This window comes from Brevibacterium sp. OS20 (assembly GCF_056837565.1).
In genome coordinates this window covers 2,200,319-2,222,984 of the sequence record NZ_CM166367.1, presented here as the reverse complement: position 1 = coordinate 2,222,984, position 22,666 = coordinate 2,200,319, and the positions used below count along the sequence as shown (strand labels likewise).

Sequence of the window (22,666 nt, the reverse complement as noted above, 5' to 3'; positions counted from 1 at the left end):
TCCGGACTCGTCCAAACCGCAGAGGACAGCGCCGTCTTTTCGGGAAGCACTCAACACCGAGAAGGCAGTATATGAACCACAGCGCTCAGTCGACCCCCAAGACCACGGCCCCACCTGGCCGCATCGGGCTCTACGATCCGGCGCTCGAACACGACAACTGCGGTCTGGCCCTCATCGCCCGTTACAGAGGCGGAGCCGACCACACGGTCATCACCCAGGCCCTCGACGCTCTGCGCAGGCTCGAACACCGCGGCGGAATCGGTTCCGACGATGGGACCGGAGACGGTGCCGGACTGACCATCCAGATCCCGCACGACTATTTCGCCGCCGTTCTCGGCGAATCCGGAATCTCTCTTCCGGCGCCGGGCAGCTATGCCATGGGCATCGGCTTCTTCGCTCAGGACTACGCCGCCGATCTCAACGCCGCCACCGCTCCGCTGACCAAGGAGACGCAGCCCGATTTCGGCGTCGACGCCGCAGGCGTCGACCAGGACGCGCTCGTGTCCAGGATCGCCGCGGAAGAAGGACTGCAGGTCCTCCACGTGGAATCCGCGGCTGTCGACCCCGGAGTGCTCGGTCGGATCGCCGCCGAGACCATGCCGGCCATGCGCTACGTGTTCTTCGGCTGTGATGAGAACCATCCCGCCCGTGATGAGAACGATCTCGCTCGCCGGGCGTTCATCGTGCGGAAGCGACTCGACAACGCCGGCCTCTACTTCCCGTCGCTGTCGCCGACGACGCTGACGTTCAAAGGAATGCTCTCCACCGCCCAGCTCGACCGCTTCTTCACCGAACTCGGTGACGAACGCCTCACCTCGGCGATCGCTCTCGTCCACTCCCGGTTCTCCACGAACACCTTTCCCTCCTGGCAGCTGGCACAGCCGTTCGGCACGATCGCCCACAACGGCGAGATCAACACGGTGCGCGGCAACCGGAACTGGATGCAGGCACGCGAATCCGCCCTGGCCAGCGACCTCCTCGAATCTCCGGTCGCAGGGACGTCCAAGGGACTCGAGCGGATCTTCCCGATCATTCCTGCCGGAGCCTCGGACTCCGCCTCTTTCAACTCGGTCCTCGAACTCATGGTCGCCTCCGGCCGGTCGCTGCCGCAGGCCATGCTGATGATGATTCCCGAAGCCTGGGAGAACAACCCGGCCATGTCCGAGGAGCGGCGGGCCTTCTACGAATACCACTCGCTGCTCATGGAGCCCTGGGACGGGCCGGCCTGCGTCGCCTTCACCGACGGCCGACTCGCCGGAGCCGTGCTCGACCGCAACGGCCTGCGCCCGGCCCGGTACATCATGACCGAGGACACCGTCGTGCTCGCCAGCGAAGCCGGAGTCGTCGACCTGCCCGAAGCCGAAGTCACCGCCCGCGGACGACTGACCCCCGGCAGGATGTTCCTCGTCGATGTGGAGGCCGGACGCATCATCTCCGACACGGAGATCAAGAACAGCCTCGCCACCGAACATCCCTACCGGGAATGGGTCGACGCCTCGGCCACCCGACTGGCCGAACTGCCCACCCGCGTCCACGTCAGCCACCCCGGCGCCTCGGTTCGGAGACGACAGCGGACCTTCGGATACACGGAGGAAGAGCTGCGTGTGCTCATCGCCCCGATGGCCGAAACCGGGGCCGAGCCGCTGGGCGCGATGGGCAGCGACACCGCGATCGCGGCGCTGAGTACCCGCCCCCGGCTGCTCTTCGACCACTTCCACCAGAACTTCGCCCAAGTGACGAACCCGCCGCTGGACTCCATCCGCGAGGACATCGTCACGAGCATGTCGGCCGGAATCGGCCGCGAAGGCAACCTGCTGTGCTCCACCGGGCCGGACTCCGCACATATCCTGCTCGAGCGGCCGGTGATCGACAACGACGAGCTCACGGCGATCGCGCACCTGTCCGGCAGCCACCTCGGCGAGGGAATCACCCGCCCCTCGGTGACGCTGTCGGGTCTGTACCCGGTCGGCGCCGGTGAGGACGCGATGGCTTCTCGCCTCGCCGACCTCTGCGCGGAGGCGAGCGCCGCGGTCGCCGAGGGCGCAGTGTTCCTCATCCTCACGGACCGGGAGTCGAACTCGGAATACGCGCCGATCCCGTCGCTGCTTCTCACCTCGGCCCTGCACCACCACCTCGTCCGCGAGCGCAGCCGCACGCAGGTGAGCATCATCGTCGAGGCCGGAGATGTTCGCGAGGTCCACCATGCAGCCACGCTCGTGTCCTTCGGCGCCTCGGCGGTCAACCCGTATCTGCTCATGGAATCGGCCGAGGATCTTGTCACGTCCGAACGGATCCGAGGCATCAGCGCCGAAGCGGCCGTGGCCAATGTGCTCACGGCGCTGAATAAGGGCCTGCTGAAGATCATGTCGAAGATGGGCATCTCGACCGTCCAGTCCTACCACGGGGCGCAGACCTTCGAGGCTCTCGGACTGGCGGATTCGGTCATCGATGAGCACTTCACCTCGACCCCGCATCAGCTCGGCGGCAAGACGCTGGACGACATCGCGGCCGAGACGACGGCGCGGCACGCCGATGCCTATCGTGAGGACCATCCGCGTCCGGCTCACCGGAACCTGCTCGTCGGCGGAGAATTCCAGTGGCGGAGGGAAGGCCCGGGGCACCTGTTCAACCCGGAGACGATCTTCAAACTGCAGCATTCGACGGCCACCGGTCGCTTCGACATCTTCCGGCAGTACACGCGTGCCGTCGACGAACAGTCCGCCGAGCTGATGACTCTGCGCGGGCTCTTCGACCTGGTCCCGACCGAATCGGGTCCGATCGACATCTCCGAGGTCGAACCCGCCGAAGCCATCATGCGCCGGTTCTCCACCGGGGCCATGAGCTACGGCTCGCTGTCGGCCGAAGCGCACGAGACGCTGGCGATCGCGATGAACCGGATCGGCGGAAAGTCGAATACGGGCGAGGGCGGCGAGGACACCGAGCGCCTGCTCGACCCGGAGCGTCGGTCGGCGATCAAGCAGATCGCCTCCGGTCGGTTCGGTGTCACCAGCCACTACCTCACCGCCGCCGACGACCTGCAGATCAAGATGGCCCAAGGTGCCAAGCCCGGCGAAGGCGGTCAGCTGCCGGGGGAGAAGGTGTACCCGTGGATCGCGAAGACCCGCCACGCCACTCCCGGAGTCGGTCTCATCTCGCCGCCTCCGCATCACGACATCTATTCCATCGAAGACCTCGCTCAGCTCATCCACGACCTCGGTCGGGCCAATGCGGCCGCCCGCGTCCACGTCAAACTCGTCTCCGGAATCGGAGTCGGCACGGTGGCCGCCGGAGTGGCGAAGGCCGGAGCCGATGTCGTGCTCATCTCCGGCCATGACGGGGGCACGGGTGCCAGCCCGCTCAACTCGCTCAAACACGCCGGAACCCCGTGGGAGCTCGGACTGGCAGAAGCCCAGCAGACCCTTGTGCTCAACGGTCTGCGCGAACGGATCAGCGTCCAGGTCGACGGGCAGCTGAAGACCGGTCGCGACGTCATCATCGCCGCACTGCTCGGGGCCGAGGAATTCGGCTTCGCCACCACCGCCCTCGTCGTCTCCGGATGCATCATGATGCGGGTCTGCCACCAGGACACCTGCCCGGTCGGCGTGGCCACGCAGAACCCGAAGCTGCGCGAACGGTTCCACGGTCAGGCCGACCATGTCGTGAACTTCTTCACTTTCATCGCGGAGGAGGTCCGCGGCTACCTCGCACAGCTGGGACTGCGCAGCCTCGACGAGGCGATCGGCGCCGTCGAACGTCTGCGCATCGACGCAGATCGGGCGGCCGCCTCGGGACTGGATCTCGACCTGACCCCGATCCTGACGGTTCCGACCGATCTCGACGGCGCTCCCGCCTCGGCGAGGGTGAGCCAGGCGCGCACACCACGTGACTTCGCGGGCGAACTCGACGTTCGACTGCTGGAGCAGGCAGGAGCGGCTGTCGCTGCCGGCTCCCCGGTGCACCTGAACGCCGAGGTGGAGAATACGGACCGGTCGGTCGGCACCCTGTTGGGCCACCGAGTGACTCAGGCCCACGGCGCGGACGGGCTGCCCTCGGGAACCGTGCGCGTATCCCTGAACGGCACAGCCGGCCAGTCCCTGGGCGCCTTCATGCCGCGCGGTGTGAGCATCGATCTGCGCGGCGACGCCAATGACTACGTCGGGAAGGGACTGTCGGGCGGCACGATCAGCGTCGCGCCGCGCCCGGAGAACTCCACCCGACCGGAACACAACGTCATCGCCGGCAACGTCATCGGCTACGGTGCGACGTCCGGGTCGATATTCCTGTCCGGAACGGTCGGCGAGAGATTCCTCGTACGCAACTCGGGCGTCGAAGCCGTCGTCGAAGGCATCGGAGATCACGGACTCGAATATATGACCGGGGGAGTGGCGGTCATCCTCGGACCCACCGGACGCAACTTCGCGGCCGGAATGTCCGGAGGCACGGCCTTCGTCCTCGACTTCAACCCCAGTCGACTCAACCCGAAGGAACGAGCCGCGGGCGTCTTCAGATTCGGCGGCATCGGCGACTCTGATGTGCCGATCCTGCAGAGACTGCTCAGCGACCATGTCGCGGCGACCGGTTCTCCGCTGGCCGGCGAACTGCTGGCCGGACTCGACCGCGGGCAGGACATCCTGTCCCGTTTCACCAAGATCATTCCCGTCGCCTATGCGCGAATCAAAGACATCCAGGAAGAGCTCGAGAACAGCGGCGAAACCGCCGATTCCGAGAACACCTGGCAGACCATTCTGGAGGCCGCACATGGCTGATCCGCGAGGATTCCTCACCACCACCGAACGCGAACTCCCTGCCCGCAGGCCCGTGCCGATCCGGCTCATGGACTACTCCGAGGTCTACGAAAAGGGTGATCCGGCACAGCTGCGCCGACAGGCTTCTCGCTGCATGGACTGCGGAGTGCCTTTCTGCCACCAAGGATGTCCGCTGGGCAACCTCATTCCGGAGTTCAACGACGCCATGTATCGCGGGGAGCTCTCCCGCGCCGTGGAACTGCTCCACGCGACGAACAACTTCCCCGAATTCACCGGCCGGGCCTGCCCGGCACCGTGTGAGAACGCCTGCGTGCTCGGCATCAACCAACCCGCCGTGACGATCAAACAGGTCGAAGTCTCCATCGTCGACGACGGATTCGCCGCCGGACTCATCACCCCCGTCGTCCCCGACCGGATCACCGGGCACACCGTCGCCGTCATCGGCTCCGGACCGGCCGGACTCGCCGCCGCTCAGCAGCTGACCCGAGCCGGGCACACGGTCGTCGTCTTCGAACGCGAGGACCGCCTCGGCGGACTGCTGCGCTACGGCATCCCGGACTTCAAACTCGAGAAGCACCATATCGACCGCCGCCTGACCCAGATGCGTGCCGAAGGCACTCGGTTCGAAACCGGAGTCGAGATCGGCCGCGACATCGACTTCGCCGCACTGCAGACTCGCTTCGACGCGGTGCTGGTGGCGACCGGAGCCACCGTGCCGCGCGATATGGAGCTTTCCGGGCGCGGACTGGACGGAATCGAATTCGCGATGGACTACCTCGTACCGTCCAACCGGGCACAGGCGTCCGACGCGGCCTCGGCGGCAGACTCGGCACCGTTCATCGATGCGGCCGGCAAGCACGTCGTCATCATCGGCGGCGGCGACACCGGAGCGGACTGCCTGGGCACGGCTCTGCGCCAGGGAGCCGCCTCGGTGACGACCCTGGCCATCGGCGCCCAGCCGCCGGTCGACCGCGGTGCCGACTCGCCGTGGCCGACGGTGCCGCGGATCTTCGAGGTCCAATCCTCACACGAGGAGGGCGGAACCAGGCGGTATCTGGCCTCGACGACGCGGTTCGTCGGAGACGACTCGGGCAAGGTGTGCGGAATCGAGGTCGCACAGACGCAGTTCGCCGACGGCCGCCGCATCCCGACACCGGGCACCGAGCACGTCATCCCCGCCGATCTCGTGCTGCTGGCACTGGGATTCAGCGGACCGGAGACCGCGCAGATCGATCTCGAAGCCGGTGCAGGTGGGGCATTCGGTCGGGCCGAGGACTATGCGGCGCAGCCGGGAGTCTTCGTCGCCGGCGATGCCGGACGCGGACAGTCGCTCATCGTCTGGGCCATTGCGGAAGGCCGTGCCGCGGCCGCGGAAGTCGACCGGTTCCTGACCGGGTCGACGCGACTTCCGGCACCCGTGCGGCCCACCGACGAAGGGTTCAAATGCTAAGATAATGCATGTCAGGAATTGAGAAAGGGCGGTGGGGCGGCACAGCGAAGTGCCGCACTCTCACCGCCCGTGACCAGCGTAGAGCGGTGGAAACCGCCCGCTGAGACTTTAGGTAGGGTGGAGCGTATGAGGCGTGCAAAGATAGTCGCAACTTTAGGTCCGAACCAGAACTCCTATGAAGAGATCCGCGAGCTCGTCGATGAGGGCGTCGATGTCGCCCGATTCAATCTGAGCCACGGAAAGCGAGAAGAGCACGAAGAGAAGTTCGCCTGGGTCCGCCAGGCCGCCCTCGACACCGGACGCCCTGTCGCCGTCCTGTTGGACCTGCAGGGTCCGAAGATCCGCGTGGGCACCTTCGCCAACGGGAAGGAAGAGCTCGTCGAAGGGGCTACCTTCACCATCACCAGCCGCGACGTCCCCGGCACCGCAGAGCTCGTATCCACGACCCTGCCGACCCTGGCGGAAGACGTGTCCGTGGGTGATCCGCTGCTCATCGACGACGGGCGCCTGCGCCTGCGCGCCACCGAGGTGACCGACACCGACGTGGTCACCGAGATCGAGATCGGCGGAACCATCTCCAACCACAAGGGCATCAACCTCCCCGGGGTCCCGGTCTCCGTCCCCGCCCTGTCGGAGAAGGACGTCGACGATCTCAAATGGGGACTTCAGCTCGGCTTCGACTGGGTGGCCCTGTCCTTCGTCCGCAGCCCCGAGGACATGAACGATGTGCGCGCGGTCATGGACGAGGTCGGCATCACGGCTCCGGTCATCGCCAAGCTCGAGAAGCCGCAGGCCGTCGACCAGCTCGACGAGGTCATCGATGCCTTCGACGGAATCATGGTCGCCCGCGGCGACCTCGGCGTCGAACTGCCGCTCGAACAGGTGCCGATCGTGCAGAAGCGGGCCGTTGAGATCGCCCGCCAGCAGGCCAAGCCCGTCATCGTGGCCACGCAGATGCTCGAGACGATGATCGATGCGCCGCGGCCCACCCGCGCCGAGGCCAGCGACTGCGCGAACGCCGTCCTCGACGGCGCCGATGCGCTCATGCTCTCCGGTGAGACCTCGGTCGGTGCGCACTGGGTCGAGGCGATCCGGACGATGAGCCGGATCATCGGCTCCACCGAAGAGCACGGTCTCGAGCGGATCCCGGCACTGGGCACCGTCCCGCACACGAAGGGCGGAGCCGTCACCGCCGCTGCTGTGCAGATTGCTGAGCAGCTCGATATCGACCTCCTGTGCACCTTCTCACAGACCGGCGACTCCGTGCGGCGCATGTCGCGGCTGCGCCCTGCTTGGCCCATCCTCGGCTTCACGCCCGACCCGCAGGTCCGCCACCAGCTGGCGCTGACCTGGGGAGTGCGCCCGTACCTCGTGAAGACCGTGCGCCACACCGACCAGATGGCGCGTCAGGTCGACGCAGTTCTGCTCGCGGACGGCACCGCCCGCGAAGGCGATCAGAGCATCCTCGTGGCCGGTTCGCCTCCCGGGATCCCCGGTTCGACGAACGCCCTGCGCATCCATACCATCGGTGATGCCGCCAAGGGTGTGACGGCCGCTTATCAGGATGCCTCGGATTCCGAGGAGGACCCGCTGGCCGGATACGGAGTCGTGGCTGAAGCGCCGATCACCCGTGAAGTGCCGATCGTGCGCGAGGGCCACTCTCCCCGCCACTGACCGCTACGAGGCTCAAACGCCGGCGGCGCCTGCCCCATGATCACGGGGCGGGCGCCGCCGGCGTCTCTGTGTCCGGGGCCGAGCGTGGACCGATTCCAAACTGCGAGACAGATCACAGGTGGCCGGGGAATTTTGCGGATTGCTCAACAGTTGTGCTCTCTGTTGCCTAATCCTCCCTGCGGATCTGCCAGGGGAGGACCCGCTAGGAGAGGAATTCAATGAGACTGCCCGCGTGGAGCAAGTCCTTCGGAGTGCAGGTGACCATCGCACTCGTCGCCGGTGTCATCCTCGGGCTCATCGCCCGCTCATGGGGACCGGTCAGCGACACCGCTGACAACTGGCTCGGCCAGACCCTGGACACCATCGGCTCGTCGTATGTCACACTGCTCAAGGCCGCCGTCGTCCCACTGGTCATCACCGCGATCATCGCGAGCATCGGCAACCTGCGCAAGGTCACCAACGCCGCCAGGCTGGCGATGTCGACCCTGCTGTGGTTCGCCCTCACCGCTCTCATCGCCGTCGTCCTCGGACTCATCATCGGCATCGTCATGCAGCCCGGCGCCCACGCCGATGCCGCTTCGCTCAACGCCGGTGCGCCAGACTCCCAGGGCAGCTGGCTGGGCTTCCTCACCGGACTGATCCCGGTGAACTTCCTCGGGCTCGAGGTGGCCACCGCACCCGATGACGCCGGAGTCATGACCTCCGAGGTCAACTTCAACATCCTCCAGCTCATCATCGTCTCCGGCGCCATCGGCATCGCCGCGGTCAAGGTCGGCAAGGCCGCAGAGCCGTTCCTCCAGTTCACCGAGGCGGCCCTGGCCGTGGTCCAGAAGGTCGTCTGGTGGATCGTGCGCATCGCCCCGATCGGCACGCTCGGCCTCATCGGCAACGCAGTGAACTCCTACGGCTGGTCGACGATGGGCTCGCTGCTGTGGTTCGTCGTCGCCGTCTACATCGGCCTCGCGATCGTCTTCTTCATCGTCTATCCGGCCCTGGCTCGCGCCAATGGACTGTCGGTGCGCCAGTACTTCTCCGGAGTCTGGCCGGCCACTCAGATGGGCTTCGTCTCCCGGTCGTCGATCGGCACCATGCCCGTGACGCAGAAGGTCGCCACCGACAACTTCGGGGTGCCCCACTCCTACGCCGCCTTCGCCGTGCCCTTCGGTGCGACGACGAAGATGGACGGCTGCGCTGCGATCTATCCGGCCATCGCTGCCGTGTTCGTCGCCCAGTTCTTCGGCATCGATCTCTCCCTCATCCAGTACCTGCTCATCATCTTCGTCGCCGTCATCGGCTCGGCCGCAACTGCCGGCACGACAGGTGCGACCGTGATGCTCACCCTGACCCTGTCGACCCTGGGTCTGCCCCTCGAGGGCGTCGGACTGCTGCTGGCCATCGAGCCGATCGTGGACATGGGCCGCACCGCGCTCAACGTCTCCGGTCAGGCACTCGTCCCGGCCATCGTGGCCAAGCGGCATGAGATCCTGGACGTCGAACGCTACGATGCCCCGCGCATCAACGGCTACGTTCCGACCGAGGAGGACGCAGATGTCGACGAGACCCGCACCGAGGACGCCCGCAGTCAGAGTTGATCTCCTCCCCGCCGAGGGGGTGGCCGAGCACGATGTCCTGCAGGTGACATCGCTGCTCGGCCACCTCGTCGATGCAGGTGCCGCTCTCGGCTGGGTCTCAGCTCCGTCTGTCGAGGAGATCGCGGATCTCGTCGGCCGCCTGGCCGCCGGGACTGACGCCGGGGACTCCGCTGCGGCAATCGCTCGCACCGGAACCGATGTCACCGGCTTCGCGTACTGGAATCGGTACACTCGCCCGACGTTCCGCCCGCATGTCGACATCGAAAAGGTGGCCGTCGCCCCGGACGCCCAAGGTCAGGGCGCGGGCAGGAAGCTGATGGAGGCGCTCATTCGGGCGGCGAGTCGTCACGGCACGGAAGTGGTCACTCTCGACCTGCGCGGAGACAATGCGGCCGCCATCGGCCTCTATGAATCCCTCGGCTTCACCCGATACGGACGACTCCCGGACTTCGTGGCGGTGGGGGAGAAGCGTTACGACACGCTGCTGTACTCCCTCGACCTGCGCGCGGCCCGCTGAATTTCGGTCGTCCATCGCTTCCCGGGAAACACAGAAGGCACTGTCGACATCACGTTCGACAGTGCCTTCGTCCGTACCGGATGCGGGACTCGAACCCGCACGTCTTTCGACAATGCATTTTGAGTGCACCGCGTCTACCGATTCCGCCAATCCGGCGCGTTGCGAGCTGTCCTGTCAGGACCGCCTGTGCAACGGGGACGATTCTACTGCGCGCGCGGACCGATTGCACAATCGCCACCCGCCGAGGATGCCCTCCGGTGGCCACCGTCACCGCCCGTGGCCACCCTCACAGAATAAACTTCCGGGTCCGCTGGCCATGACGCTGAGCGCCTGGTCTAGACTGGTGCCGTGCTTTCAAACAGCGAAGAATCAACTTCAGATGAGTCCGTGCCGGTCCGCCGCGTAGTCGTGGCCGAAGACGAGGCCGTGATTCGTCTCGATATCGTAGAAATGCTCCGCGAGGTCGGCTATGACGTCGTCGGTGAGGCGGCGGACGGCGAATCCGCCATCCGCCTGGCTGAGGAGCTGCGCCCGGACCTCGTCGTCATGGACATCAAGATGCCCATCCTCGACGGAATCTCCGCCGCCGAGCGCATCGCCAGGGCTCGCATCGCGCCGGTCGTGCTGCTCACCGCCTTCTCGCAGAAGGAGCTCGTCGAGCGGGCCCGCGATGCGGGTGCCATGGCCTATGTCGTCAAGCCGTTCACCTCGGCCGACCTCATCCCGGCCCTGGAGATCGCGCTCTCGCGTCATGCCGAGATCAGCTCGCTCGAGTCCGAGATCTCCGATCTCACCGAACGCTTCGAGACCCGCAAGCTCGTCGAGCGCGCCAAGAGCCTGCTGCAGACCTCCATGGGTCTGAGCGAGCCCGAAGCCTTCCGCTGGATCCAGAAGACCTCGATGGACCGTCGCCTGACGATGCGCGAGGTCGCTGAGACCGTGCTCAAGCAGATCGGCACGAAGAAGTAATCACCTCCCGGACCGGTCACGGTCCGGACCCGGAACCCGAGAGGGCCGGCGAATCCCGAGATGGATTCGCCGGCCCTCTGCTTTCGCTGTGGACTTTCGGCTTTCGCTGTGGACTTTCGCCGAGGCGGCGCTGTGCCTCAGCCCTTCGGCTCGGTCTTCAGGATCATATTCGTGATCCGCACGATCGAGAGCAGGCGCCCCGCCTCGTCGGTCATCTTGACCTCATGGGAGACGATCGTGCGTCCCTGGTGGAGCACCTCGGCGCGACCGGTCACCACGCCCTCTCGCGCGGCACGCAGGTGAGTGGCGTTGAGATCGACCCCGACGACGTTCTTACCGCCGGAGAGCAGATACGAATGCATCGACGCCAGGGATTCGGCGAGAACGACGTGGCCGCCTCCGTGGAAGAGACCCATCGGCTGCCGATTGCCGACGACCGGAGCGGTGGCCACGACATGATCGTGAGCGAGCTCGACGAACTCGATTCCCATCCTCTCGGCCAGCTCACCCCCGGACCCCGGCGTGCGCAGCTGCCCGAGCAGCGTGTCGATCTCCTCAGGGGAGGTGTGAGCGGTCAGGGACACGTCGGGACGCAGCATCGGTTCTCCTTCAAGTCAGCTTCGAACGCTAGGCTATGCCATGTGAGTCACTCAAACGAATCCCTCCTGCTCATCGACGGACACTCCCTGGCCTACCGGGCATTCCACGCCCTGCCGGTCGAGAACTTCTCCACCAGCACCGGCCAGACGACGAACGCCATCTACGGCTTCATCTCCATGCTCATCAACGTCCTCCGCGACGAAGAGCCCAGCCATGTGGCCGTGGCCTTCGACCTCGGACGCCAGACCTTCCGCCTCGAGGAATACCCCGACTACAAGGCCGGACGGGCGAAGACTCCACCCGAGTTCCACCCGCAGATCGACCTCATCAAGGACATCGTCACGGCGATGGGCATCCGGGTGGTGACGAAGGAGGGCTTCGAGGCCGATGACGCTCTGGCCACGATGGCGAAGATGGGCACGGATGCCGGCTCGTTCGTCGAGGTGATGAGCGGAGACAAAGATTCGTTCCAGCTCGCCTCCGACCGGGTGACGATCCTCTACCCGAAACGTGGAGTCAGCGATCTCAACCGGATGACGCCGGCCGCGGTCGAGGAGAAGTACGGGGTGAGCCCCGCGAACTACCGGGGGCTGGCCGCGCTCGTCGGTGAGAAGGCCGACAATCTGCCCGGTGTGCCCGGAGTCGGTGACAAGACCGCCGCGAAATGGCTCACCGCACACGGCGATCTGCCCGGGGTGTTGGACAACGCCGACAAGATCGGCGGCAAGGTCGGTGAGAAGCTGCGCGACCATATCAGCGAGGTGGAGCGGAACTACCGACTCAACCGCCTCCTCGACGACGTCGACTTGGGACTGGAGTTCGACGACCTGGCCTGGGGCGAAGGCGACCCGGCCGAGCTGTCGAGCCTGTTCGACCAACTCGAGTTCCAGGCCCTCGGCAAGCGTTTGGCCGCGATCTTCCCCGAGGCCGGAGCCGAGTCCGAGCCGGCACCGGCACGCGAGACGAACATCGAGACCGTCGACGTCGACACTCTGCTGACGAAGATCGCCGACCACGATGTGCTGGCGCTCGATTCCGACGCCTCCTTCGAGCTCGGCCACGGTCAGGCACGGACCCTGGCGGTCTCCGCCGAACCCGGCCGGGCCTGGGTCGTCGACCTCGCCGAGGCGGGGCAGAAGGCCGTCGGCGCGCTCGGTTCCGCCCTGGGCGGGCATTCGCTCATCCTCCACAGCTCGAAGCTGCAGATCAAAGCGTGGGAGTCGATGGGACTGTCCGTGACGGATATCGCCGGGGACACGGCCCTGGCTGCCTACCTCCTCGTTCCCGATGCCCGGTCCTACGAACTCGGTCAGATCGCCGCCGACCGTGCCGGAATCGATCTCAGCGAACCCGAGGCTGATTCCGGACAGCTCGCCCTCGACCTCGACTCCGATGCCGCGGTGACCACGCACGGCCAACGCGCCGCCGCCCTGCTCGAGGTCCACGAGGTGCTCGCGAAGGCCGTCGAGGACGCGAACATGACGCAGGTCTATCGCGAGATCGAACTGCCGCTCGTGCCCGTGCTCGCGCGCATGGAAGCGACCGGGATCGCGGTCGACGAGACCGGACTGTCGAACCTCATCGACGAATTCACGAAACAGGCCGAAGCCAGCGCGGGCGAGGCCTATGAGGCGATCGGCCACGAGGTGAACCTCGGTTCTCCCAAACAGCTGCAGACCGTGCTCTTCGACGAACTCGATATGCCCAAGACCAAGCGGACGAAGACCGGCTATACGACCGATGCCGACGCCCTGGCCGAACTGTTCGTCAAGACCGAACACCCCTTCCTCCAACACCTGCTGGCCTACCGGGATTCGACGAAGCTCAAGCAGACCGTCGTCGGACTGCTCAAGACTGTTGCCGACGACGGCCGCATCCACACCACCTACCAGCAGACCGTGGCCGCCACCGGACGGCTTTCGTCCCTGGACCCGAACCTGCAGAATATTCCAGTGCGGACCGAATCAGGCCGCCGCATCCGAGACATCTTCATCGCCGACCCCGAGGTGGCTGAGGGGACTCTGCTCACCGCCGACTACTCGCAGATCGAAATGCGGATCATGGCTCATCTGTCCGGCGATGCCGCGCTCATCCAGGCGTTCAAGGACGGCGAGGATCTCCACTCCTATGTCGGCTCGAAGGTCTTCGGAGTCGGCATCGACGAGGTTGACTCCGAGATGCGCTCGAAGGTCAAGGCCATGTCCTACGGGCTGGTGTACGGGCTCTCCGCCTACGGCCTCTCCCGGCAGCTTGCGATCGGCGTCGATGAAGCCAAGGGGCTGATGGACCAGTACTTCGAACGCTTCGGTGCAGTCAAGGACTACCTCGACGACATCGTCGAGCAGGCTCGCGCCAAGGGGTTCACGGAGACCATCATGGGCCGTCGTCGTTATCTGCCGGCGCTGCACAGCGACCGTCGGCAGCTGCGGGACATGGCCGAACGCGCCGCACTCAACGCTCCGATCCAGGGTTCGGCAGCCGACATCATGAAGATCGCCATGCTCAAGGTGGCCGCCCGTCTGGACGGCCTCCGCTCGCCGATGCTGCTGCAGGTCCATGACGAGATCATCGTCGACGTCCGTCCGGAAGAGATCGATGAGGTGAAGACGATCGTCACGGAGGAGATGGGGTCGGCGTTCGAACTCGATGTGCCTCTGGACGTCAACGTCGGCACCGGACGCTCCTGGCACGCCGCCGCCCACTGAGCTGCTGCCCGCTGTCCCGTCGAACTCGTTCAAGCGCAAGCGCAGAGAACGATCTCGCCCACGCTCGTTCAAGCGTCCCCGCAGTTTGCGCGCCGTGTACCACACGACGTCCGCGCTAGCGCTTGAACGAGAGCGCGACGGGTGAGTTGCGCGGTCCTGCCCCAGCCGGGAGTCGATGATGTCGTCCGCGAACGCTGCGTCGCCTCGGGGGAGGCGCACACGGACCTTCGAGCTCGTCGTCCACGGCATCGACATCGCCACGACACTCGGTGCCGAACCACTTGTTCCGGAGGCCGCGCTTCGGGAATCATTGGCGATCGCAGCGGGGCTGGCGATGCAGAGCGGAAAGGGCAGTTCAGTGCTCGCCGGGCTGACCGGGCGCGGGGGACTGGCCGAGGACTTCACAGTCCTCGGCTGAGGATCGTCCCCGTTCCGGCCCCGTCAGTCCTTGGTCAGGGTGGTGGAGAAGATCGCGGTGCCGGGCATGAGCGCACCGCGCAGCGGTGACCAGCCGCCCCAAGCGGTCCGATTCTCCTCGGGCCATTCGGGTTCGGTCACCGAATCGAGCGTGAAGCCGGCTTCGACGAGGAGACGGACCCAATCGCTCATCGTCCGGTGATGCTCGGCGTAGACCGGCTGACCGTCCGAGGACAGCTCGACGTACGGAGTGCGATCGAAGTACGAGTACTCAACCGTCAGGCCGGCCTCACCCGGAACATCGGGGAACATCCACCGCATCGGGTGAGTCGTTGAGAAGACCCACTGTCCGCCGTTGCGCAGCACTCGCGCCACCTCGGCGAAGACGACCTCGGCGTCCTTGACGAAGGGCAGGGCGCCGTAGGAGGAGAACGCGCGATCGAAGCTGTTCGATGCGAACGGCAGCTGTCGGGCATCGGCGAGGAGGAACGTCGGGGGAGTCGCCTCGGCGCTCAGGGGATGTTCGCGCTGCAGACGCGAGGCCTGCTCGAGCATTCCGGCGGAGACGTCGACACCTGTGGTGATCGCGCCCTGCTCGGCCAGCCACCGGGAGCACTGACCGGCACCGCAGCCGACCTCGAGAACCTGCTTCCGGGCGACATCGCCGAGGAGGCGCACATCGGATTCGTGAATTCCCTCCGGACACCAGATGAAATCCGAAGCCCCGAGGAACGTGCCGTGTTCGGCGAGATACTCCTCGGCCGAGTTGTCCCAATAGCTGCGATTGGCCCGGACGGAAGCCTCTTCGTCGATCGGGAGATAGCCACCGCTGATGACCTCGGCTCCGTCAGTTCCTTCGCTCATGGTTCCTCCGTGGCCCCAGGTGGTGATGATTCGTCTCTTCGGCGTGCATTCACACCCGAAAAGGTGCTAGCATTGACAACCGTATGCGCCTGTGCATACAAGTCCAAATTCGCAATCGAGACCGGATTCGGTTCTTGCGGCAACTTACACGACCTGTCGCCAGGGTACCGGATCTGGACCAATATTCCATCGGAGTCCCTACCTATATGACCACCACCACGCCGGAATCGGTGCAGCCGAAGCAGGTCGCTGTCAACGACATCGGAACCGCTGAGGATTTCCTCGCCGCCGTCGATGAGACCATCAAGTACTTCAACGATGGCGACATCGTTGAGGGCGAAGTCGTCAAGGTCGACCGTGACGAAGTCCTCGTCGACATCGGATACAAGACGGAAGGCGTCATCCTCGCACGTGAGCTTTCCATCAAGCACGATGTCGATCCCGGCGAAGTCGTCGAGGTCGGGGACGAAATCGAAGCCCTCGTTCTTCAGAAGGAAGACAAAGAGGGTCGTCTCATGCTGTCGAAGAAGCGCGCTCAGTACGAGCGTGCCTGGGGCGACATCGAGAAGATCAAGGAAGACGACGGCGTTGTCACCGGCACCGTCATCGAGGTCGTCAAGGGCGGCCTGATCGTCGACATCGGACTGCGCGGCTTCCTGCCCGCGTCCCTCGTCGAGATGCGCCGCGTCCGCGACCTCGCCCCCTACATCGGCCAGCAGGTCGAAGCCAAGATCATCGAGCTCGACAAGAACCGCAACAACGTGGTCCTGTCGCGCCGTGCCTGGCTCGAGCAGACCCAGTCGGCCGTCCGTCACGACTTCCTGCAGACCCTGCAGAAGGGCCAGGTCCGTCCTGGTGTCGTGTCCTCCATCGTCAACTTCGGTGCGTTCGTCGACCTCGGTGGTGTCGACGGACTCGTCCACGTCTCCGAACTGTCCTGGAAGCACATCGATCACCCGGGTGAGGTCGTCACCGTGGGCGACGAAGTCACCGTCGAGGTTCTCGACGTCGACATGGACCGTGAGCGCGTTTCGCTGTCGCTCAAGGCCACCCAGGAAGATCCTTGGCAGCACTTCGCTCGCACGCACGTCATCGGACAGATCGTGCCGGGCAAGGTCACCAAGCTCGTTCCGTTCGGTGCATTCGTGCGCGTCGAAGACGGCATCGAAGGCCTCGTCCACATCTCCGAGCTGGCCGTGCGGCACGTGGATCTGCCCGAGCAGGTCGTCTCGGTCGACGAGACCATCTACGTCAAGGTCATCGACATCGACCTCGAACGCCGCCGCATCTCGCTGTCGCTGAAGCAGGCGAACGAAGGCGTCGACCCCGAGGCCGAAGAGTTCCTCGACCCCGCTCTGTACGGCATGCCGCAGGAGTACGACGAGGACGGCAACTACAAGTACCCCGAGGGCTTCGACCCCGAGACCAACGAATGGGTCGAGGGCTACGAAGCTCAGCGCGAGACCTGGGAGCAGCAGTACGCCGCCGCTCAGGAACGCTGGGAAGAGCACAAGAAGCAGGTCGCCAAGGCCATCGCAGCGGATGCCGAGGCCTCCGCAGCCGATGCCGTCGGATCTGCCGAAGCCGCTCCGGCCACCGGATCGTTCTCCTCCGAAGAGGCGAGCGATGAGGGCACCCTGGCCAGCGACGAAGCTCTTGCAGCCCTGCGTGAGAAGCTTGCAGGCAGCTGATAGCAGCCACCAGAAGGGCTCCCGGTCGGAAGGCCGGGAGCCCTTTCTGTATGCCCCCACGGCTCGGGCACGCCTGCGCCCGTGGCTGTGGTACACCCTCATCCTCTGTGTCGGCAGCCTGACCGTCTTCGGCTCCGTCGCCGCGGACCCCGGCGGCAGCGTCGTCGCCTCCAACGACGACACCTCACTGTTCATCTGGTGGCTCGGGCACGGCGCGCAGGTTCTCGCAGACATCCTCGGATTCGGACCAGGAGAAACCGGCGGCCTGCTGTACACGGAATCGATGAACGCCCTCGGCGGGGGAGTCAACGGAGCCTGGAACACCTCGCTCGCAGGGTTTGCGATCCTGCTCGCTCCCGTGACGTGGGTGGCCGGCCCCATCGTGAGCTACAACCTCCTCATCCTCGCCTTCCCGGTGCTCGGCAGCCTGGCCACAGCTGTGCTCTTCCGCCGCTTCCTCGACCGCCTGCCCGCTTTCATCGCCGCTGCCGGAGTCGGCTTCTCCAGCTATGTCATCGCCCAGCTCGGCGGCCACCCGAACCTCGCCTATATCGTCACCCCGCCCCTGACCGCCTGGGCGATCCTCGCTCTCCTCGACCTCGGCCGCGCGACACAGGTGGATCCCGGCCGTTCTCTGCTGCGCAGCCGTCGCCTGTGGCTGCTCGGAGGAGGGTTCGGGCTCCTCCTCGGCTTCCAGTTCTACGTCTCCACCGAAGTTCTGGCCGGAACCTTCCTCGCCGCACTCTGCTTCCTGGCCAGCCTCGCCGTCTTCGGACGCCGCCTCTACCGCGCCCGGTCATGGGTCGCCCTCGGTCTCGGTTCCGCAGTCGCCGGCTGTATCGCCATGCTGTGTGCGATCCCGCTGCTGGTGACCATGTCCGGACCGAACGCCCCACAGGGCGCCATCCGCCCACACGGAGTATGGAACACCGACCTGCTCGACCCGATCCTGCCCGCAGCCCCGGCCTGGCTGAGTTCCGGAGTGTCTCCTCTGCCCCGAATCATGGAGATCGACCCCGCCGAACTCGGCGCCTACGTCGGCGCACCAGCTCTGGCGGCGGCTGTGCTCATCGTTCTCGGCCTCGCCCACCGGTCCGCACACGCGGTGCCGGTGCGCATCGCCGCCGCAACCGGCATCCTCGTCGGCCTGCTGGCACTCGGCTCACCGATCCTCCTCGGCGGCCGAATCGCCCTCGCGACCGGTCCGTTCGCGCTCATCGAAGCCATCCCCGTACTCAACAACATCCTGCCCATGCGGCTCGTCCTCCACTCGACGATCGCGCTCTTCGCCGTGCTCGGAATCGGCCTTCAGTGGGCGCTGAACCACCGGAAGCTGCTTCGCGCCCGCGCCCTCCTCATCCTGCTCGTCCTCGCTGCCGTGGCCATCCTTCCCGCTCCGCAGACCGCACATGAGGTGACAGTTCCAGACTTCTACGAGCACTCCATCGCCGAGGTGATCCCCGCCGGATCCGTCGTCAAGACCTTCCCCCGCCCCCTCGCATGGGCCGAGCCTCACGCCGACGAAGCCATGGTGTGGCAGTCGGTCAGCGGATTCGGCTACCGCGAGACCGGCGGCTACTTCATCGGCTCGAGCCCGGAATCAGCGGTGACCTATTCCGCCCCCGAAGATGCCCTCGACGAACTCCTGCACGGCTCCGTCTTCGACGGCGAGCCAATGCCGGGCGCGGAAAGCTCGGAAGTCGCCTCGGCGATCGCCGAACTGAGGGAGACCGGGGTCGACTTCATCGTCCTCGCTCCCGAGGCTCCGCTTCTGCCGGGAGGTGAGGGAGACTATGCAGCATTCCTCGATGCCGCCGTCGGAGATCCGATCTTCGCCGATGAGGGAGTGCGGGTCTACCGACTGGATCAGTAGGATGATCCCATGCTGAGAATCGGTCTCACCGGCGGAATCGGCGCCGGAAAGTCAACGGTGTCCGCAATGCTCGTCGAACACGGGGCGGTGCTCGTCGACGCCGACAGGATCGCCCGCGAAGTCGTCGAACCCGGACAGCCGCTGCTCGAGAAACTAGCCGAGGCCTTCGGGCCGCAGGTGCTGCACTCCGACGGTTCGCTCGACCGGCCGGCACTGGCCGCGGCAGCCTTCGTCGATTCCGAGCACACAGCACGGCTCAACGGCCTCATGCATCCGGCGATCCGGGACCGCACCGCCGAACACTTCGCCAGACACGCCGACGCCGAGATCGTCGTCCACGACGTCCCGCTGCTCGTCGAGAACGACATGACACCGGCCTACCACCTCAATCTCCTCGTCGACGTGCCCGCCGAAGTGCGCCTGCAGCGGCTCATGGACTCCCGTGGAATGGACCGCGACGATGCCGCCGCACGGATCTCCCGCCAAGCCGATGACGACACCCGCCGAGCAGCCTGCGATGTCATCATCGACAACTCCGGTCCCGTCGAAGAGACGAAGGCCGCGGTCGCCCGGCTCATCGAATCGCGGATCCGGCCCTTCTCCGCCAATCTCGCGTCCGGGCAGCGGGCACCGAAGGCAGCCCTCGAACTCGTCGATCCCGCGCATGCCGACTGGATCGGTGACGCGCAGAGAGCGATCAGGAAGCTGCGACACGGCACGGGCGAGGAGTTCGCCATCGAACATATCGGCTCCACCTCTGTGCCGGGACTGCCCGCCAAGGACGTCATCGATCTGCAGCTCCTCGTCCCCGATCTCACCGCCGCCAGGGAGCTGGCACCCCGACTGGCCGAACTCGGTTACCCGGGAGCCGAGATGAGCGACCACCTCGGCGAAGAGTCGACCGAAGGGAAATGGTTCCACGCGAACACGGACCCGGGCCGCGCCGTCAATCTGCATGTGCGCACCGCGGACTCGGTCGGTGTGCGCTTCGCGCGCGCGTTCCGTGACCTGCTGATCGCGGACACGGGGGAGCGGGACCGTTACCTCGAGTTGAAGAGAGACCGTTTGGCCGAAGCCAAGGCTGCGGGCGGGACGAACGGGCAGATGATACGAACATATGCGGAATCGAAGGAACCGTACTTCCTGCAGATGCGCCGCCGACTGGTGCCCGACAGCTTCGACTGACACGCTGACACATGTCGGCAGGCATTTCGCCGAGGCTGCCGTTCCGACTCCGGTCTGCCCAATGTCAGGGGCGGGGGCTAGGGTTGGACTATGAGCTCAGAACGCCCCCTGCCAGCGATCGGCCACCGCCCCGACGTCACCCGCGAGGTGGCGCCGTTCGAGGTCGTCTCCGAGTACTCTCCCTCCGGTGACCAGCCGACGGCGATCCGAGAGATCTCCGACCGGCTCGACGCGGGTGAGCGGGACATCGTCCTCCTCGGTGCCACCGGCACAGGCAAGTCGGCGACGACGGCATGGCTCATCGAGCAGGTGCAGAGACCGACCCTGATCATGGCGCCGAACAAGACTCTCGCCGCGCAGCTGGCGAACGAGTTCCGACAGCTGCTGCCCAACAACGCGGTCGAGTACTTCGTCTCCTACTACGACTACTACCAGCCGGAAGCCTATGTGCCGCAGACTGACACGTTTATCGAGAAGGACTCCTCGATCAATGACGAAGTCGAACGTCTCCGGCACTCGGCCACGAACTCGCTGCTCACCAGACGCGACGTCGTCGTGGTCTCGACGGTGTCGTGCATCTACGGTCTCGGCACTCCTGAGGAATACGTCGATCGGATGGTCACCCTTCACAAGGGCGACGAATGCGATCGGGACGAACTGCTCAAACGCTTCGTGTCGATGCAGTACGCCCGCAACGATATGGCTTTCACCCGCGGGACCTTTCGCGTGCGAGGAGACACCGTCGAGATCATCCCGCAGTACGAGGAGCTCGCGCTGCGGATCGAATTCTTCGGCGACGAGATCGAATCGCTGCAGACCCTCCACCCGCTGACGGGCGAGATCGTGCGCGACGAGGACACCATCCACGTGTTCCCGGCCAGCCACTACGTCGCCGGTGAGAACCGGATGGCCACCGCGATCAGCGGCATCGAGGACGAACTGCAGAAGCGGCTGAGCGAGTTCGAATCGCAGAACAAGCTGCTGGAAGCCCAACGGCTGAAGATGCGCACGACCTATGACCTCGAGATGATGGAGTCGATGGGTTTCACCTCCGGCATCGAGAACTACTCCCGGCACATCGACGGCCGCGATCCCGGTTCGGCACCGAACTGCCTGCTCGACTACTTCCCCGAGGACTTCCTGCTCGTCATCGACGAGTCCCATGTCACGGTCCCGCAGATCGGCGGAATGTACGAAGGCGATATGTCGCGCAAGCGCACCCTCGTCGAACACGGATTCCGCCTGCCCAGTGCCATGGACAACCGGCCGCTGAAGTTCGACGAGTTCCGGGAGCGCGTGGGACAGAGCGTGTATCTGTCGGCCACACCCGGCAACTTCGAACTCGGCAACGCCAACGGGTACGTCCAGCAGATCATCCGCCCCACCGGACTCGTCGACCCCGAGATCAAGGTCAAGCCGACGAAGGGGCAGATCGATGATCTCCTCGACGAGATCAAGACCCGAGTCGACGCGAACGAACGTGTGCTCGTGACGACGCTGACGAAGAAGATGGCCGAAGATCTCACCGACTACCTGCTCGAACACGATATCCGGGTCCAGTACCTCCATTCCGATGTCGACACTCTGCGACGTGTGGAGCTGCTCACAGAGCTGCGTGCGGGCGAATTCGATGTGCTGGTCGGCATCAACCTCCTGCGTGAGGGTCTCGACCTTCCCGAGGTCTCGCTGGTGGCGATCCTCGATGCCGACAAGGAAGGCTTCCTCCGGTCGTCGACATCGCTCATCCAGACGATCGGTCGTGCCGCACGTAACCTCAACGGCCAGGTGCACATGTACGCCGATACGATCACGGATTCGATGCGCACCGCCATCGACGAGACCGACCGCAGGCGCGCCATCCAGATCGCCTACAACGAAGAGCACGGAATCGATCCTGCCCCGCTGGTCAAGCGGATCGCCGACATCACCGAACGACTGCAGCGTGAGGACGAGGACACTCGAGAGCTGCTCACCGAATTCGACTACGGCAAGGGCAAGCGCGGCTACAACTCGACCCTGACCGACGAACAGAGGGAAGCCGCCGGCAAACCCGGTTCGCTGCGCCCGCCGGCGGCCGACCTCACCGAACTCATCGAATCGCTGACCTCGCAGATGCATTCGGCCGCCGCGGAGCTGCAGTTCGAACTCGCCGCACGACTGCGCGACGAGCTCGCCGACCTCAAGCAGGAGCTGCGCCAGATGAAGGAGGCCGGGCACGCCTGATCCGCACCGGTGACGCGCGAGTGATGCTCGCGTGTTTATACTGGTGTGCTGGCGAAAGGGAGTATCCCGTCCATCCGCGGTCGTCACCACGACCCCACAAGGGGTCCGGCCGCGGAGCGCACGCAGCATCACCGCGTGGG

The 22,666-nt window shown here is 65.6% G+C and carries 14 protein-coding genes and 1 tRNA gene; 12 read left to right on the top strand and 3 right to left on the bottom strand.

Annotated features, from left to right (window positions below; genetic code table 11):
- Window positions 1-71: 71 nt before the first annotated feature.
- The 5 genes from gltB to ACVZTU_RS09975 all read left to right on the top strand — a co-directional run bounded on the left by gltB (window position 72) and on the right by ACVZTU_RS09975 (window position 9,999).
- Window positions 72-4,766 (top strand): glutamate synthase large subunit, encoded by a 4,695-nt coding sequence (gene gltB / locus ACVZTU_RS09995; protein ID WP_482400324.1) that lies wholly within the window; start codon window positions 72-74, stop codon window positions 4,764-4,766.
- On the top strand, window positions 4,759-6,216 hold the full coding sequence (locus ACVZTU_RS09990) for a glutamate synthase subunit beta (protein ID WP_482400323.1): 1,458 nt from the start codon (window positions 4,759-4,761) through the stop codon (window positions 6,214-6,216). The genes gltB and ACVZTU_RS09990 overlap by 8 nt, the downstream gene beginning before the upstream one ends.
- A gap of 126 nt (window positions 6,217-6,342) precedes the next feature.
- Window positions 6,343-7,890, top strand: a complete 1,548-nt coding sequence (pyk, locus tag ACVZTU_RS09985) for a pyruvate kinase (protein ID WP_434589623.1) — start codon at window positions 6,343-6,345, stop codon at window positions 7,888-7,890.
- A 218-nt stretch (window positions 7,891-8,108) separates the two neighbouring features.
- Window positions 8,109-9,482, top strand: coding sequence for a dicarboxylate/amino acid:cation symporter (locus tag ACVZTU_RS09980; protein ID WP_259356794.1), 1,374 nt, complete (start codon window positions 8,109-8,111; stop codon window positions 9,480-9,482).
- Window positions 9,439-9,999 (top strand): GNAT family N-acetyltransferase, encoded by a 561-nt coding sequence (locus ACVZTU_RS09975; protein ID WP_482400322.1) that lies wholly within the window; start codon window positions 9,439-9,441, stop codon window positions 9,997-9,999. Before ACVZTU_RS09980 ends, ACVZTU_RS09975 begins: the two co-directional genes overlap by 44 nt.
- A 74-nt stretch (window positions 10,000-10,073) precedes the next feature.
- On the opposite strand, the gene ACVZTU_RS09970 is transcribed toward ACVZTU_RS09975, so the two are convergent.
- Window positions 10,074-10,155: transfer RNA gene (locus tag ACVZTU_RS09970), tRNA-Leu, on the bottom strand.
- Window positions 10,156-10,347: 192 nt separating this feature from the next.
- Between ACVZTU_RS09970 and ACVZTU_RS09965 the strand changes: the two genes are divergently transcribed.
- Window positions 10,348-10,968 (top strand): ANTAR domain-containing response regulator, encoded by a 621-nt coding sequence (locus ACVZTU_RS09965; RefSeq protein ID WP_373284070.1) that lies wholly within the window; start codon window positions 10,348-10,350, stop codon window positions 10,966-10,968.
- Window positions 10,969-11,105: 137 nt separating this feature from the next.
- On the opposite strand, the gene ACVZTU_RS09960 is transcribed toward ACVZTU_RS09965, so the two are convergent.
- Window positions 11,106-11,567: a PaaI family thioesterase gene (locus ACVZTU_RS09960; protein ID WP_139467304.1), complete on the bottom strand. Its 462-nt coding sequence runs from the start codon at window positions 11,565-11,567 to the stop codon at window positions 11,106-11,108.
- A 42-nt stretch (window positions 11,568-11,609) separates the two neighbouring features.
- Here ACVZTU_RS09960 and polA point away from each other — a divergent pair, with 42 nt between their 5' ends.
- Together polA and ACVZTU_RS09950 are read left to right on the top strand one after the other, a co-directional pair.
- On the top strand, window positions 11,610-14,273 hold the full coding sequence (gene polA / locus ACVZTU_RS09955; protein WP_434589614.1) for a DNA polymerase I: 2,664 nt from the start codon (window positions 11,610-11,612) through the stop codon (window positions 14,271-14,273).
- Window positions 14,274-14,451: 178 nt separating this feature from the next.
- A complete protein-coding gene (locus ACVZTU_RS09950) occupies window positions 14,452-14,691 on the top strand; it encodes a DinB family protein (protein ID WP_218973598.1) in 240 nt (79 codons plus the stop codon).
- Window positions 14,692-14,714: 23 nt separating this feature from the next.
- Here ACVZTU_RS09950 and ACVZTU_RS09945 read toward each other — a convergent pair whose 3' ends face one another.
- Window positions 14,715-15,554, bottom strand: coding sequence for a class I SAM-dependent methyltransferase (locus ACVZTU_RS09945; RefSeq protein WP_139467301.1), 840 nt, complete (start codon window positions 15,552-15,554; stop codon window positions 14,715-14,717).
- A 206-nt stretch (window positions 15,555-15,760) separates the two neighbouring features.
- Between ACVZTU_RS09945 and rpsA the strand changes: the two genes are divergently transcribed.
- The 4 genes from rpsA to uvrB all read left to right on the top strand — a co-directional run bounded on the left by rpsA (window position 15,761) and on the right by uvrB (window position 22,526).
- Window positions 15,761-17,245, top strand: coding sequence for a 30S ribosomal protein S1 (gene rpsA, locus ACVZTU_RS09940; RefSeq protein WP_139467300.1), 1,485 nt, complete (start codon window positions 15,761-15,763; stop codon window positions 17,243-17,245).
- Window positions 17,223-19,118 (top strand): hypothetical protein, encoded by a 1,896-nt coding sequence (locus tag ACVZTU_RS09935; protein WP_482400321.1) that lies wholly within the window; start codon window positions 17,223-17,225, stop codon window positions 19,116-19,118. The genes rpsA and ACVZTU_RS09935 overlap by 23 nt, the downstream gene beginning before the upstream one ends.
- A gap of 9 nt (window positions 19,119-19,127) precedes the next feature.
- Window positions 19,128-20,303, top strand: a complete 1,176-nt coding sequence (coaE, locus tag ACVZTU_RS09930; protein ID WP_482400320.1) for a dephospho-CoA kinase — start codon at window positions 19,128-19,130, stop codon at window positions 20,301-20,303.
- Window positions 20,304-20,393: 90 nt separating this feature from the next.
- On the top strand, window positions 20,394-22,526 hold the full coding sequence (gene uvrB / locus ACVZTU_RS09925; RefSeq protein ID WP_229663933.1) for an excinuclease ABC subunit UvrB: 2,133 nt from the start codon (window positions 20,394-20,396) through the stop codon (window positions 22,524-22,526).
- Window positions 22,527-22,666 lie beyond the last annotated feature (140 nt).

Bases quoted from the DNA above. Each gene is read 5' to 3' on its own strand.
- gltB (WP_482400324.1), top strand. From the start codon at position 72: ATGAACCACAGCGCTCAGTCGACCCCCAAGACCACGGCCCCACCTGGC.
- ACVZTU_RS09990 (WP_482400323.1), top strand. From the start codon at position 4,759: ATGGCTGATCCGCGAGGATTCCTCACCACCACCGAACGCGAACTCCCT.
- pyk (WP_434589623.1), top strand. From the start codon at position 6,343: ATGAGGCGTGCAAAGATAGTCGCAACTTTAGGTCCGAACCAGAACTCC.
- ACVZTU_RS09980 (WP_259356794.1), top strand. From the start codon at position 8,109: ATGAGACTGCCCGCGTGGAGCAAGTCCTTCGGAGTGCAGGTGACCATC.
- ACVZTU_RS09975 (WP_482400322.1), top strand. From the start codon at position 9,439: ATGTCGACGAGACCCGCACCGAGGACGCCCGCAGTCAGAGTTGATCTC.
- ACVZTU_RS09960 (WP_139467304.1), bottom strand. From the start codon at position 11,567: ATGCTGCGTCCCGACGTGTCCCTGACCGCTCACACCTCCCCTGAGGAG.
- ACVZTU_RS09950 (WP_218973598.1), top strand. From the start codon at position 14,452: ATGTCGTCCGCGAACGCTGCGTCGCCTCGGGGGAGGCGCACACGGACC.
- ACVZTU_RS09945 (WP_139467301.1), bottom strand. From the start codon at position 15,554: ATGAGCGAAGGAACTGACGGAGCCGAGGTCATCAGCGGTGGCTATCTC.
- rpsA (WP_139467300.1), top strand. From the start codon at position 15,761: ATGACCACCACCACGCCGGAATCGGTGCAGCCGAAGCAGGTCGCTGTC.
- coaE (WP_482400320.1), top strand. From the start codon at position 19,128: ATGCTGAGAATCGGTCTCACCGGCGGAATCGGCGCCGGAAAGTCAACG.
- uvrB (WP_229663933.1), top strand. From the start codon at position 20,394: ATGAGCTCAGAACGCCCCCTGCCAGCGATCGGCCACCGCCCCGACGTC.